This window comes from Micromonospora sp. ATA51, assembly GCF_016802855.1.
GTDB classification, from domain to species: domain Bacteria; phylum Actinomycetota; class Actinomycetes; order Mycobacteriales; family Micromonosporaceae; genus Micromonospora; species Micromonospora sicca.
On record NZ_JAEVHJ010000023.1, the window covers coordinates 1 to 13518 of the forward strand.

16 protein-coding genes and 2 pseudogenes are annotated in these 13518 nt (G+C 69.1%); 12 read left to right on the forward strand and 6 right to left on the reverse strand.

What is annotated here, in order from left to right:
• From JNW87_RS06395 to JNW87_RS06405, 3 genes are all read right to left on the reverse strand, one after another.
• On the reverse strand, positions 1–94 hold a 94-nt coding region (locus JNW87_RS06395; protein ID WP_309233917.1), incomplete at its 3' end, for an ATPase, T2SS/T4P/T4SS family.
• Positions 95–100: 6 nt separating this feature from the next.
• Positions 101–337 (reverse strand): hypothetical protein, encoded by a 237-nt coding sequence (locus JNW87_RS06400; protein ID WP_109802373.1) that lies wholly within the window; start codon positions 335–337, stop codon positions 101–103.
• A 110-nt stretch (positions 338–447) separates the two neighbouring features.
• A complete protein-coding gene (locus tag JNW87_RS06405; protein ID WP_109802374.1) occupies positions 448–1317 on the reverse strand; it encodes a L,D-transpeptidase family protein in 870 nt (289 codons plus the stop codon).
• A gap of 174 nt (positions 1318–1491) precedes the next feature.
• Here JNW87_RS06405 and JNW87_RS06410 point away from each other — a divergent pair, with 174 nt between their 5' ends.
• Positions 1492–3171 (forward strand): DNA repair helicase XPB, encoded by a 1680-nt coding sequence (locus JNW87_RS06410; RefSeq protein WP_109802375.1) that lies wholly within the window; start codon positions 1492–1494, stop codon positions 3169–3171.
• Positions 3172–3209: 38 nt separating this feature from the next.
• Here JNW87_RS06410 and JNW87_RS06415 read toward each other — a convergent pair whose 3' ends face one another.
• Positions 3210–3410, reverse strand: a complete 201-nt coding sequence (locus JNW87_RS06415; protein ID WP_236647953.1) for a hypothetical protein — start codon at positions 3408–3410, stop codon at positions 3210–3212.
• A gap of 108 nt (positions 3411–3518) precedes the next feature.
• Between JNW87_RS06415 and JNW87_RS06420 the strand changes: the two genes are divergently transcribed.
• Both JNW87_RS06420 and JNW87_RS06425 read left to right on the forward strand, forming a co-directional pair.
• Positions 3519–3710 carry a type II toxin-antitoxin system HicA family toxin gene (locus JNW87_RS06420; protein ID WP_109802376.1) on the forward strand — a complete coding sequence of 64 codons (192 nt, stop codon included), beginning with the start codon at positions 3519–3521 and terminating at the stop codon, positions 3708–3710.
• Positions 3711–3725: 15 nt separating this feature from the next.
• Positions 3726–4169 (forward strand): type II toxin-antitoxin system HicB family antitoxin, encoded by a 444-nt coding sequence (locus tag JNW87_RS06425; protein WP_201749690.1) that lies wholly within the window; start codon positions 3726–3728, stop codon positions 4167–4169.
• Between the two features lie 153 nt (positions 4170–4322).
• Here the strand turns inward: JNW87_RS06425 and JNW87_RS06430 are convergent, their stop codons facing one another.
• Entirely contained in the window at positions 4323–5300 is a 978-nt protein-coding gene (locus JNW87_RS06430) for an RNA polymerase sigma-70 factor (protein ID WP_201749691.1), read from the reverse strand.
• A gap of 131 nt (positions 5301–5431) precedes the next feature.
• Here JNW87_RS06430 and JNW87_RS06435 point away from each other — a divergent pair, with 131 nt between their 5' ends.
• The 5 genes and pseudogenes from JNW87_RS06435 (at position 5432) to JNW87_RS06455 (ending at position 9320) form a co-directional block, all read left to right on the forward strand.
• On the forward strand, positions 5432–5917 hold the full coding sequence (locus JNW87_RS06435; protein WP_109802377.1) for a carboxymuconolactone decarboxylase family protein: 486 nt from the start codon (positions 5432–5434) through the stop codon (positions 5915–5917).
• Positions 5918–5998: 81 nt separating this feature from the next.
• A pseudogene (locus tag JNW87_RS06440) lies at positions 5999–6711 on the forward strand (helicase-related protein); the annotation flags it as partial.
• A 776-nt stretch (positions 6712–7487) separates the two neighbouring features.
• Complete coding sequence (locus JNW87_RS06445; RefSeq protein ID WP_161557857.1) at positions 7488–7664, forward strand: hypothetical protein; 177 nt, start codon at positions 7488–7490, stop codon at positions 7662–7664.
• Positions 7665–7676: 12 nt separating this feature from the next.
• On the forward strand, positions 7677–8522 hold the full coding sequence (locus tag JNW87_RS06450) for a hypothetical protein (protein ID WP_109802379.1): 846 nt from the start codon (positions 7677–7679) through the stop codon (positions 8520–8522).
• A 225-nt stretch (positions 8523–8747) separates the two neighbouring features.
• Positions 8748–9320, forward strand: a complete 573-nt coding sequence (locus JNW87_RS06455; RefSeq protein WP_201749692.1) for a GNAT family N-acetyltransferase — start codon at positions 8748–8750, stop codon at positions 9318–9320.
• Between the two features lie 1208 nt (positions 9321–10528).
• Here JNW87_RS06455 and JNW87_RS06460 read toward each other — a convergent pair.
• Positions 10529–10756 (reverse strand): annotated as a pseudogene (locus JNW87_RS06460) (winged helix-turn-helix domain-containing protein).
• Positions 10757–11170: 414 nt separating this feature from the next.
• Here JNW87_RS06460 and JNW87_RS06465 point away from each other — a divergent pair.
• The 4 genes from JNW87_RS06465 to JNW87_RS06480 all read left to right on the forward strand — a co-directional run bounded on the left by JNW87_RS06465 (position 11171) and on the right by JNW87_RS06480 (position 13516).
• Positions 11171–11416, forward strand: coding sequence for a DivIVA domain-containing protein (locus JNW87_RS06465; protein WP_236647954.1), 246 nt, complete (start codon positions 11171–11173; stop codon positions 11414–11416).
• Positions 11413–11679, forward strand: a complete 267-nt coding sequence (locus tag JNW87_RS06470; protein ID WP_109802381.1) for a hypothetical protein — start codon at positions 11413–11415, stop codon at positions 11677–11679. Before JNW87_RS06465 ends, JNW87_RS06470 begins: the two co-directional genes overlap by 4 nt.
• A gap of 468 nt (positions 11680–12147) precedes the next feature.
• The gene (locus JNW87_RS06475; RefSeq protein ID WP_109802382.1) at positions 12148–12675 is read left to right on the forward strand and encodes a GNAT family N-acetyltransferase; all 528 of its coding nucleotides are present in this window, start codon (positions 12148–12150) and stop codon (positions 12673–12675) included.
• A 424-nt stretch (positions 12676–13099) separates the two neighbouring features.
• On the forward strand, positions 13100–13516 hold the full coding sequence (locus tag JNW87_RS06480) for a heme-binding protein (RefSeq protein WP_109802383.1): 417 nt from the start codon (positions 13100–13102) through the stop codon (positions 13514–13516).
• Positions 13517–13518 lie beyond the last annotated feature (2 nt).

The window sequence follows — 13518 nt, forward strand, 5'->3', positions numbered from 1 at the left end:
GCACGATTCGCTCGGTCGTCGGCACCAGCCCGAGCAGCGTGTTGAGCAGGGTGGTCTTGCCCGAACCGGTGCCCCCGGTGACCAGGTACGCCAGCCGGGGTCAGCGTCCGTTGCGCCGGACCGTGCCGATCACCGAGACGGCCAGCAGCAGCGCGAACCCGGCGCCGGCCGACTCGCCGACCGAGTCCACGAAGCCCTGGCGCTGCACGAGCAGCCCGAAGAGGAACCAGCCGACCAGGCCGACGGCGGCCGCCGCGTAGCCGACCAGGGCGGCCGTGGAGACCTCGGGGGCCGGTGCCCGGTCGTCGTCGGGGATCGCCTCGTGGTCGACCGTCATCTCCCACCCCCGTCCGGTCCGGACCTGACCTCCAGCGTGTCACCCGGCGGACGGCGGTGACAGGGGATAAAACCCCGATCCGGTCGGCCCGGTCACGCCTCGGGTCGACCTCAGGTGCCGGGGCGGCGGCCGAGGACGACCACCCGGGTGCCGATGGAGCCCAGTTCCCAGAGCCGGACCGCGTCGGCGTGCAGCAGGTTCACGCAGCCGTGCGAGCCGATCGCCCCGTTGTGCAGGTAGGTCGTGGTCTCGTGGAAGCCGATCCCGCCGTTGAACTGCTGCCAGTACGGCAGCCACACCTCGTACGGGTTGGACCACTCGCGCAGGTTCCGCCCGCCGACGTGGTACGTGCCGGCCGGGGTCGCGTACCCGGCCATGCCGGTGCGGGTGACGGTGGGGCCGAGCACCACCTTGCCGCCGCGCATCGCCCAGACCGTCTGCCGGGTCAGGTCGACGCAGAAGGTCAGCCCGGAGCCGGCCCGGCAGCGGCGTACGTCGGTGGTGGCGAGCCGCCGCGCCACGTCGTACGTGGTGGGGCCGGCGCGGCCCTCGGCCGGGCTGATCCCGTACCGGCGCTGGAACCGCTTGATCGCGGCGCAGTCGCCGGCGGACTGCTTCCCGTCCACGGTCAGCTTCCCGAATCCGCCCAGCCGGGCCAGGTACGTCTCCACGTCCCGCTGCCGGTCCCCCTGCGGGCAGCCGGTGAAGCCCGAGCTGCTCGGCTTCGGCGTGGCGCTCGGCTTCGCCGTCCGGCTCGGCTTCGGCGTGGTCGTCCGGCTCGGCTGCGGAGTCGGACGACCGGTGGTCGGGTCCGGCGCGGGCGTCGCGCTCGCCCCCGATGCCCGTTCCGTCAGGCCGACGGGGGCCGGCGCGGCAGCGCCGGATCCGTCGCCCCGCGGATCGAGCGCGCACGCACCGACGCCGACCAGCAGGACCGCTCCCAGGGCGACGACTCGAGCGGCAATCCGGACACGCAGCATCGGCCCTCCCCTTGGACAGTTGTCCCGCTTGCTAGACGTGTGGGAGGACCGTCACGTTGCCTGTCGCGCGTGACTTTTTCCGGTCACCTTCCCGCGTGCAACACTGGATGGTCCGCCTTCGGCAGGTCAGCCGGCCGACGGGCGGGAAAATCCGGCAAGGGAGAGGACGCTGGCGTGAGCGGTGGACCACTGATCGTGCAGTCGGACAAGACTCTGTTGCTGGAGATCGACCACCCGGACGCGCAGGCCTGCCGGATGGCGATCGCGCCGTTCGCGGAGCTGGAGCGCTCCCCCGAGCACGTGCACACCTACCGGCTGACGCCGCTGGGGCTGTGGAACGCCCGGGCGGCGGGCCACGACGCCGAGGGCGTGGTGGACACGCTGATCAAGTACTCCCGCTACCCGGTGCCGCACGGGCTGCTGGTGGACGTGGCCGAGACGATGGACCGGTACGGCCGGCTCCAGCTCGCCAACGACCCGGCGCACGGCCTGGTGCTGCGCGCCCTGGACCGGCTGGTGCTGGTCGAGGTCGCCAAGAGCAAGAAGCTCGCCGGCATGCTCGGCGACAGGATCGACGACGACACGATCCAGGTGCACCCGTCGGAGCGGGGCCGGCTGAAGCAGGCGCTGCTCAAGCTGGGCTGGCCGGCGGAGGACCTGGCCGGGTACGTCGACGGCGAGGCGCACCCGATCGAGCTGGCCGAGGCCGGCAAGGACGGGCGCAAGCCGTGGACGCTGCGGTCGTACCAGCTGGAGGCCGTGGAGGCGTTCTGGGCCGGCGGGTCGGGCGTGGTGGTGCTGCCCTGCGGCGCGGGCAAGACGCTGGTTGGGGCGGCGGCGATGGCCGAGGCGAAGGCGACCACGCTGATCCTGGTGACCAACACGGTCGCCGGCCGGCAGTGGAAGCGGGAGCTGGTCGCCCGCACCTCGCTCACCGAGGACGAGATCGGCGAGTACTCGGGCGAGCGCAAGGAGATCCGCCCGGTCACCATCGCCACGTACCAGGTGCTCACCTCGCGGCGCGGCGGCGCGTTCACCCACCTGGACCTGTTCGGCGCCCGCGACTGGGGTCTGGTCATCTACGACGAGGTGCACCTGCTGCCCGCGCCGATCTTCCGGTTCACCGCGGACCTCCAGGCCCGCCGTCGGCTGGGGCTGACGGCGACGCTGGTCCGCGAGGACGGCCGGGAGGGCGACGTGTTCAGCCTGATCGGCCCGAAGCGGTACGACGCGCCGTGGAAGGACATCGAGTCGCAGGGCTGGATCGCCCCGGCCGAGTGCACCGAGGTACGGGTGACCCTGACCGACGCGGAGCGGATGACGTACGCGACGGCGGAGGCCGAGGAGCGGTACCGGATGGCGGCGACCGCCCGCACCAAGCTGCCGGTGGTTCGCGCGCTGGTGGACCGGCACAAGGGCGACCAGACGCTGGTGATCGGCGCGTACATCGACCAGCTGCACCAGCTCGGGGAATACCTGGACGCCCCGATCATCCAGGGTTCCACCACCAACAAGGAGCGGGAACGGCTGTTCGACGCGTTCCGCTCCGGTGAGCTGCGCACGCTGGTCATCTCCAAGGTCGGCAACTTCTCCATCGACCTGCCCGAGGCGGCGGTGGCGATCCAGGTGTCGGGCACCTTCGGCTCCCGGCAGGAGGAGGCGCAGCGGCTCGGCCGGGTGCTCCGGCCGAAGGCCGACGGCCGGCAGGCGCACTTCTACACCGTGGTCTCCCGGGACACCATCGACACCGAGTACGCCGCCCACCGGCAGCGCTTCCTCGCCGAGCAGGGGTACGCGTACACGATCGTGGACGCCGACGACGTCCTTGGCCCGAAGCTGCCGACTGTCGACTGACTGTACCCGTCAGGCGATGCGGAGCCTCCCGAGGAGGCTCACGGCGTCGCCTGCTTCTTCATGTCGGCGATGACCTCGCGAAGCAGTTTTTCAAGCCCCTGCAAAGCTTCGATCCGGGAAGGCGCGAGCCAGGAGAGGGACGGGAACTCGGCGCAGGTGGCGACGAATTCGTGATCCTCGGCCGACCAGGTGACCCGGTAGGTGTAGCGCGTGGTGTCGGGACGGGCGTCGGACTGCATCACACGGCCTCTCAGCGGCTCGTCCCGAAGGCGCCTTGAACATAGTCTGGGCCTTCACTGTCGTCTAGGATGCTCTACTTAATCCATCTAGTAGACTAGACTCGCGGCGTGAAGCGGGTTGACCTGATCAACAAGATCAGCAAGGCGGCTGCCGATGCTGGCGTGACCTTCGAGAAGGTCCGAGAGGGTGGCAGCCACACGATCTACCGATACGGCCCGCAGAACGTCGTCATACCACGACACAAGGAGATCAACGAACTCACCGCGCGGGGTATCCTGCGCAGCCTGGGCTTGAGGTGAAGGGGGCGCTCGTCGATGAAGTACACGGTCAGATGCGCACGCTCGGGTGCCTGGTGGGCGATCACCGTGCCGGAGATCAAGGGCGTGTTCTCTCAGGCTCGTCGTCTCGACCAGGTCGAAGGAATGGCACGTGAAGCCATCGCCCTCATGCTCGACGTCGACCCGCACAGCTTCGATGTCGACGTGCAGCCCGACCTGCCGGAAGAGGTGACCCGCGCCCGCAAGGCCCGGAGCGCCCTGCGCAAGGCCGAGGAGTCCGCCGACGAGGCGACGGTCACTGCCGCACGCGCACTACTCGCGAAGGGCTACACGGTCCGCGACGCGGGCGTGCTTCTTGGTATCTCCCCGCAGCGCGTGTCGCAGCTGGCACCGAAGAGGGGTGCGGCCGGCGATGCCGGCAAGACCAGCAAGGGCGGGAGAGCCGCGCTCAAGCAGGACCGGGAAATCGCCGCTGCTTGATCCGGTCTCCCGGCACCACGACCCTGTTTGACGCCTTCCTCGGCCCGAAGCTCCCGAGCGTGGACTGACGCGCGGCCCGGCGCAGGTGTCTGTCTCACACGCTTTTGAGCTGATGTCGTAAACGAATCAGCCGGCCGCGTGTCCGCTGCCGACTCAGCGGCTCAGGACGGTCTCCCGCTTCATGTGCGACAGCTTCTCGGGATTACGCACCGCGTAGAGTCCGGCGATGAGGCCGTCGTCGATGCGCACGGCCAGGACGGTGTCGAGCTCTCCGTCGAGCCGGAGGATCAGCGCCGGGTAGCCATTGACCTGCGCCGGCCGCAGCGACGAGATGTCGGCGACCCGGCCCCAGCCGCCGGCCAGCAGGCGTGCGACCTTGTCGGCTCCCACGATGGGCCGCAGGATGGCCTGCTTGACTCCACCACCGTCGCCGAGAAGGACGACGTCCGGTGCGAGGATGTCGAGCAGGCTCTGCAGATCGCCGGTTTCGACCGCCGACTGGAACGCATCGAGCGCGTACCGCGTCTCGGCCGCCGAGACGACCCGGCGCGGCCGGCGCGCCGCGACGTGCGCCCGTGCCCGGTGTGCGATCTGACGGACCGCGGCCGGGCTCTTGTCGACGGCTTCGGCGATCTCGTCGTACCCGACGTCGAACACCTCGCGCAGCACGAACACCGCCCGTTCGGTCGGCGCGAGCGTCTCCAGCACCAGCAGCATCGCCATCGAGACGCTGTCGGCCAACGCGACGTCCTCGGCCACGTCGGGCGCGGTGAGCAGCGGCTCGGGCAGCCAGGAGCCGACGTAGGACTCTCTGCGGCGGCCGAGCGTACGCAGCCGGGCGAGTGCCTGGCGGGTGGTGATCCGGACAAGGTAGGCGCGGTGGTCCCGCACCGTGCCGAGATCGACGCCCGACCACCGCAACCACGTCTCCTGAAGGATGTCCTCCGCATCGGCGGCCGAGCCGAGCATCTCGTACGCGACGGTGAACAGCAGGTTGCGGTGGGCGAGGAACGCCTCGGTGGCGGGATCCGGGCGGTCGTCACGGCCGATGCCCCGGCCTCGATCGTCGGCTGCGGTCCGCGGCGTGCCCACCATGGGTGACTCCCGTTCGCTCTCGACTGTGTCGTCCATCAGATGCCGGACCCCGCCGTCGTGTGACACCTCCGGCTGTGGCGGCCGTCACCTGGCCGCGCCGTCACAGGGCTCCGATCGCCGGCATCTCATGTTCGTCCAACCGAACACCACGAGTGAAGGACGGAACCATGGACGCCCGATTCAACATGTTCGACAACGAGATCGCCATGAAGTTCTTCAAGCGGTTCGCCAACGCCGGCATGGTCATCCAGCAGTCGCCGCTGCCGAAGTCCACGCAGGAGCTGGTATCGCTGCGGGCCAGCCAGATCAACGGCTGCGGTTGGTGCATCGACATGCACACCAAGGAGGCCGCAGCCGCCGGCGAGACGGCGGTCCGGCTCCACCTGGTCGCCGCCTGGCGCGAGTCCACCGTCTTCACCGAGGCTGAGCGGGCCGCGCTGGCGCTCGCCGAAGAGGGCACCCGGCTCGCCGACGCCCACCAGGGCGTGTCCGACGACACCTGGGCCCAGGTACGCAAGCACTACGACGACGACCAGATCGCCGCGCTGGTCTCCCTGGTCGCCCTGATCAACGCAGCCAACCGGCTCGCCGTGATCGTCCACCAGCAGGGCGGTTCCTACCAGCCCGGCATGTTCGCCGCCGCGTTCGACTAACGCGCAGACGAACCCAGCCCGGCCCAGGATCATCCGATCCTGGGCCGGGCGCTCACCTTGGTGACCTTCAACCAACCCCTCTTCACCGCGAACCTCCAGGCCCGCCGCCGGCTGGGCCTGACCGCGACTTTGATACGGGAGGGCGACGTGTTCAGCCTGATCGGCCCCAAGCGGTACGACGCACCGTGGAAGGACATCGAGTCGCAGGGCTGGATCGCCCCGGCCGAGTGCACCGAGGTACGGGTCACCTTGACCGACGCCGAGCGGATGACGTACGCGACGGCGGAGGCCGAGGAGCGGGATCGGATGGCGGCCACCGCCCGCACCAAGCTGCCGGTGGTAAAGGCCCTGGTGGACCGGCACCCGAACGACCAGGTGCTGGTCATCGGCGGCTACATCGACCAACTGCACCAGCTCGGGGAATACCTGGACGCCCCGACCATCCAGGGTTCCACCACCAACAAGGAGCGGGAACGGCTCTTCGACGCGTTCCGCTCCGTACGCTGGTCATCTCCAAGGTCGGCAACTTCTCCATCGACCTGCCCGAGGCGGCGGTGGCGATCCAGGTGTCGGGCACCTTCGGCTCCCGGCAGGAGGAGGCGCAGCGGCTCGGCCGGGTGCTCCGGCCGAAGGCCGACGGCCGGCAGGCGCACTTCTACACCGTGGTCTCCCGGGACACCATCGACACCGAGTACGCCGCCCACCGGCAGCGCTTCCTCGCCGAGCAGGGGTACGCGTACACGATCGTGGACGCCGACGACGTCCTCGGCCCGAAGCTCCCCACGGTCGACTGACCCCGCGCTGAACGACTCCGCCTGCGGGATGTTGCGGTGTCCGGGGTTGCCTCGACACCCCAATATCCCCGGAAACGGAGTCGATCACTGTATGAGCCTCGGGGAGACCGCGCCGGGACCGACTGTCCTTCGTGCTCGCTATGGACCTGATGTCGTAAACGACTCAGCCGTCAGCGCCTTCCTCGACTCGACAACGAACACTCCGAGTCCAAGCGGCTGAGGCCAACCGATCCGGGCGAGGTGAAGATCGCCTTGGAGCGCCCCGGCCAGCTACTGGAGGGGTGCGGTCCGCGGCGACGGTGCCACAGTCAAGATCCCGGAGCGCCGGGCGGCTCGCCGCGACAAACTGCCGCTCACAGTCGACATGCTCCCGGTGCCTGGACCCGCCCCGCAGTGCAGGTGGAGATCCGGCGGGACGCCGCCGTCAACTGTTTTGCTTCAGCATGGCTGTCGACAGCGTTCCCGCCAGCGCTCCGGCCGGATCTGACCCCCGCTGCGGGGAGCCTGGTCGATGTTGTCGGGCATTTTCAGCGGGTGTCGTTCCCTGTGGTCCCGCCCTCGGTGTCATGCCGGCTGTGACCATTGGAGTCGGTCGCGCACCACAGCGTTCGCTGATTTTCTGCTGGCGCGGTGCCTTCTTGACCCCTCAGACGCGACGAGAGGGGCCCCACCAGCCGGTGGGCCCCTCGTCATCTTGTCCACCACGCGTCAACTACGACATGAGTCGCTAGCTTCCGGTCCTTCCCCGCATGGGGGGGCGGTCTTACTTTCGGTATATGACGGTGCGTCGGCGGGCGCTGCCGATGTGGCTGACCGCCGTGTTGATGTTTGCAGTTGCCGGTTGCGGGACCGGCACGTCACCCAAACCCGAGCAGGTTGAGGAGCGTCTCAGCGAGATCGCCACCGAGGCCGAACGGCCGGTCTACTACCTCGGCCCGCGGTTCCGTGATTAGCCGCTGACCGAGGTGGGCGCGGACGACACCGGCCGGGTCGACGCGATCTACGGGACATGTCTCGCGGCCGTTGACGGGTGTTCGCCCCCGGTCGACGTCATCAATCAGCCGCTCGACTTCTCAGCGTGGAGTATGGCCGTCGGTTGCAGGCGCCTGCCGCCGGTCCGCGGCGTCCCAGCCGTGCATTTCGGCGGTGCGCTCGTCCTGCTCACCGGTGACTCGCTGGTCACCGTCGCCGTGACCGGTGATGACACGGCGACCGCCGTCGCCGCGGCGGAGCAGCTGCGCAAGGTAGGTGCGGAGCTTTCCCGTGCGGCGCTTCCGCCGCCGGACACCGTGGCCCTGCATGTCATCGAAGCTGCCTGCGGGAAGAACCCGGACGACACCGGTCGCATGGAACCCGAAGAGGGATCGGAACCGGTCGGGGATATGCAGGTGCCTGACTTCACCGTGGCCCGGCTCGGCGGCGGTGACCTCCGTTGGGCGGCGTACCTCGGCAAGCCCGTGGTGGTCGTGGTCGGTGACGTGCCGCACGTGCTCACAGGGATTCAGCGCGTCCTTGCGCTGACCACCAGTCCCCGGCCGGCCGTCATTGGCCTGGTATGGAAGCCGTTCGGGTCCAAAGACGCCCCGGCACCAATCGCGGAGATCGAGCAGGAGGCCGGCCAAGTTACCGTTCCAGTTGGTTATGCCGCGATCCCTCGGCCCGCAGTCTGGTTCTTCGACATGGCAGAGGTCGATGCGGCGCAGTCAGGCGTGATCGCGTTGGTCAACGCCGACGGCGCCGTCATCCGCCATGTCCGAACGGACGCACCCGACGACGCCATATCCGCCGCACTAGACAGGCTCGCACGCTGACCGGCATGCCTGCCCATCGCGCGAAGGTTGCAAGCCTGCCTTGCTGGAGGCCCTGCGACACACGGTTTAGGAAGGGATTAGCACTGACCGCGCAGGCGCGCCTCCTGCCAGCATGTACGGACACTGGCGGGCCGGCGATATCCTTGATCATTCCGCGCATGTTCCGGATCTTGCGGACTGGACCGCTTCTCGTCTCGCCTCGGTCCCGTATGCGAGGCTTCGGCGGTGACGAAGTTCAGCATCCGTACAGCCACCTCGGCTGACAGCGGTTTCCTGGTCGACATGCTCATGGAGGCCATGAACTGGCTGCCTGAGCGCAACTGGTCACGCAAGGAGATCCTGACGAACCCCGAGCTGGCCCACTATGTCACCGGTTGGATGCAGCCGGGGGATTTCGGGGTAATCGCGGTGGACTTGGCTGATCGGCCAGTCGGCGCGGCCTGGTGCCGATACCTGACCGCCGCCGATCCAGGCTACGGGTACGTGAGTGACGACGTGCCGGAGCTGACCATCGGCGTGGTGGAATCCTGGCGCAACCGCGGTGTGGGCCGGGCGCTCTTGCGCGCCGTTCTGTACGTCGCACACGATTGGGGCCTGCAGGCGGTGTCGTTGAGCGTGGAGCGGGCGAACTTCGCCGCAAGGCTGTACGCCAGTGAAGGCTTCCACACAGTCGAGTCGTTCGACGACGCAGACACGATGGTTGCTGAGCTCGCCGGCCGCCGTCTCCCCGGCGGAGTTCGATCCTTCGTTCAGAGCGAGCCACTGACCGTCGATGAGCTGCACCAGCAGAAGGACTGACCCGTCCGAACGGGTCCGCCGAGTCCGTGGACGTCCGGTGTTGGCTGCACCCGTCGCCACCCGGATGCTCACCTAGTCCGGAGCCAGACGTTGAAGCGGAACTTAGTGCCGCGCTCGGCCCACCAGCAAAGACCTTGCTCGATAGCTGGTCACAGGGCGTCTGAGGTTGCCATGGTTGCTCGCTGGTCGACAAGGTTTGACGGTGTCTTGTGCCCCTGATCGAGCCGGGTGCCGCGTGCCCCACGCGGCCGGGACGTCTCTGGACGTTGTGGACCAGAACGGGCGAGTCATCTACATTCGGCCGGTGGATGTCGGCGCGATCGTCGAGTTTGGTCTGTTGGTCTTCGCAGGCCATACCTGCCTCTTCCTCCTTGCCGTTCTCACAGCCTGGTGGAAGCAGAAGCACTGAGCAACGATGCCGCTGGGCACCCGAGCCGCCCCTGACCTCTCGTTTGTAAGCTGTGTGCGGGACGTCCGTCCCCGTCTGGGAGCGGCCGTCAGCTCGGAGCAGCGTCCATCCCTGGTCTCGCTGGTGCGTCGGCGTCCGGGGCGGTTGCTGTCAGCGTTGCTGTCGACAGCGCCGCCGCTTGCACGTCCAGCTAAGCCCGACCCTCGCCGGGGGAGCCTGGTGGTGGTAGCCAAGCGATGTCACCACGTGTCGTTCCGTGCGCTCAGGCTCGGCAGCTTTGCCGTGCCGGCGTCCGCTCCCCTACGCCGCGCGGTCCGGGCCGCGCGGCCCGGCCGGCTGCCGGCCCACCACCACCACCGGCCAACGGCCTATCGTTCTGCGGCGGCCCTCCAGGCTCCCCGCTGTCCGCGCCAGCCGCCGGGCGTCAGGCGTGGCGGCCGCAGAGCGACAGCGGCAGCGGCCGGCGCGCGCCCAGGCGGCGGCGCGTGCGGCCCGTCCAGGGCCGCCTTGATAGACGCACCGAAAGTTTGGACCGCTTCGCCCGGCATCGCCGGCAACCGGTCGCGTCCTGTCACGGACATGCTTGGCGCTGGCTCCCGCAGACGAGTGGCAAGATCCCACGGCCAGCGGCATGAGTGAGCCTTACGCGAGGAAGATCAGCAGCGCTCCCGAACGCCCCGTTGTTCCCGTTCAGACCTCGGGAGCGCGGCCGAGCGAGGTTTTGATCTTTCAGTGACAGGGTTAGGACGGCTGTTTGCCGACCGGGCCGCGGATCAACTCACCGGCTCGCCGGTGCGGGTCAGGGGCGGGTGGTCTCAGCAACGAAGACACCGCGACCCGGGCGGCCAACCAGCACACCCTGCTCCCGTAGCGTCGCCACGGCGCGGTGAATCGTCGAGAGCGACAGGTCGTAGTGATCAGCTAGTTCTTAAGTGGACGGTATCTGCGACCCGGGCTGGAACTCGCCCGCCTCGATCCGCTTCAGCAGATCCTTGATCAACTCGTCCATGGTTGGCGGAATCGGCACGTGGAGGCCCCTTGCAGTCGGTTGGCCCTTCCAGTATCGAGCACCAGCTGAAAGAGCGGCAACAACTGAGAGGGAAGCAGCAGGAAGCGCACTGGCGAGATTCGACAGGTAAGAGAGCGTTGACAGAGGTGAGAGGTATCGGTAGCGTCGCTCTCGGTGATGCGGTGCTGCTGCGGTCGGTTGGCGCCACTCGTACCGGTCTCGCATCGCCGCCGAGACCTCACCCTCCGCGCTCCCCGGCGCGGCCCTGCTGTCGTACTGCCGATCGAGGCTGCGGTGGCAGGGCGGGGCGGTCTTCGCCGACCGCAACCGGCGGAGGCCCCCCCCCTCCACTTCGACGCGACCCGACGAAGGGCGGTCACCGTGCGCAACCTGATCCGTCGGCTGGCGGGCCGACGCGAGGAACGACGTCCGATGGAAGACGCCGGCCCAGCCCGGGGTCGGCTTCCCCTCCGGCCCTGGCAGATCCGCGACCGGTGCTTCAACGTCCGCCGGCACGGCCTCGACCCCGTCGAGATCCGCGCCTTCCTGCACCAGGTGGCCGACGAACTCACGGTCGCGCAGACCGCCCTGGTCGCGGTGCAGGAGGAGAATGTACGGATCAAGAACGCCCTGCGCGCGTGGCAGAGCGCCCAGTCGGCGAACCACCGCTACCGATGACCGACCGCTGGGTGATCCACCTGCCGATCACCGCGCCCGACCTGCACCGCGCCCGGATCTTTGCCCGGACCGCCGCTCGGGTGCTGGCCCGGCTCAGCGCACGGGTCGAGCCGGGCGGCGTGACCGTCTCGGCCGAGGACCAGCAGAACGTACGACACTGGGTCTTCTGCGACCGGCTGCTGCCCGGCGGCTCGCGGTGTGCGCTGCCGGTGGACCACACCTCGCCCTGCTCGCGGTGCGCGCCGTGGCTCAACCGCCGGTGAAGACGACCGGGCGCAGGTGTGCCGACCAACACGGCGTGGTGAACCCGGACCCGGTCATTTCCGTCACCTGGGGTGAGTCGGCGAGGCGGCGTGGGCGGACGGTGATGACTGGCCGCTGTCTCGCCGGGTATGCGGGCCGCGACAGGAGAAGGATCAGGCCGGTAGACCCCCGCGCCGCTGCCACGCCGACCAAGTGTTCGGCGCGGAATCGCCATGGCCGATCTGACGTACGCGAGAAGAGAGGCATGCGATGAAGGACCGAATCCTCAAAGGGCTGAGGAAGAAGGCAAACACGATCATGGTGCGCCGCCGGCGCGGGGATGCCGTGATCACCAAGCCGAGCCGCTCCAGAAGGCCCGGCAGGCTTTTCCAATGAGAGCGCCACCCGCCGGCAGCTGATGACGGACCGGCCGGCGCCCGAGGGCCGGCTCCGGTGTCAGTACGTGTTCTCGGCGTTATCGTCGTCGGATGCCCGAGCTGGTCGCACCCACCGTCCGCCTGCATCCAGCCTGGCTCGAGGCGCACGCGGAGTGGGGTCCCGGGCCGCACGAGGACGGTTTCGGGCTGGGCCCGTCCGACGAGGTGGACTCACCGGCCGGATTCGCGGCCTGGGTGGCTGGGCTGACAGACCAGTCGGACCCGGCGAAGCCGATCGACGCCGGCAAACCCGGTTGCACGTATCGATGGATCGTCGAGCACGACCGCGTGCTCGGTGGGATCGCGCTGCGGCACGGTAGCAGCGACTACGTCCGGTGGGCCGGCCACATCGGGTACGGCATCCGGCCGTCCGCCCGCGGGCGCGGGCTGGCCACCTGGGCTCTGGGTCGGATGCTCGACGAGGCGCGGGGGCTCGGCCTGGATCGGGTGCTGGTCGTCTGCGCGGTCGACAATGTCGCCTCGGTGAAGACGATCGAGCGGTGCGGCGGCGTCTTCGAGGGCATCCGGGACACGACATTCGGCCCCGCCCGGCGTTACTGGATCGAGCTCCAGCGCTGAGGTCGGGTGCGCCGCTCGGCGGCGGTCACGGGCGGCGGCGCAGGTAGCGGGCGCGGCGGCCGGCGTCGCCGAACCCGAGTCGCCGGTACAGCCGGGTTGTCGTCGTTGACGCAGAGCCACCGCTCGCCGGCGCCCTCGGCGGCCGGCGCCCGCAGCGCGCCTACCACCAGGTACGCCCCGAGCCGGCGGTGCCGCCAGCCGGGGACGACCCCACCTTTTCTCAGCCGGAGCAGACGCGCCAGCGTGCAGGATCACCGCCTCGGGGTCGCCATACCGATCCACCGCTATGGCGACCTGTCCCTCGGCGCACTCGGCGGGGCTACTCCCCGGAGCCTCGACGGTGAGAGCACCACCACATCCGAGCTGCCCCCTTGTTTGGTACCGTTCGGTAGCAAACCGATCGGTACCAAACGGAGGAGCGAGGATGCCGCTGACAGCGGAACTCACCCAGCAGCTCATCACCGCCGCACGGGAAGAAGCTGCACGCCGCAAGTTGCCACCTGTCAACATCAGCGTGGTGGATCATGCGGCACACCTGGCCGGGTTCCTCAGGATGGATGGCGCGATCCTCGGAACCATCGATGTCGCGCACCGGAAAGCGCGGACAGCCGCGCTGTTCGAGGCGGACAGCGCGAGCCTCGCGGGCGTCGCGCACCCGTCCGGAGCCAGTTACATGGTGGAACACACGAACGGCGGCCTGATCAACTTCGGCGGCGGAGTCGTGCTGCGTGACGGCCAGGAACGGGTGATCGGCGCGATCGGGATCTCCGGGGCCTCGGTCGAAGAGGATGAGCTCATCGCGCAAGCAGCGGTGGCACTTGCCATGAACGGAGGCAGGTGACC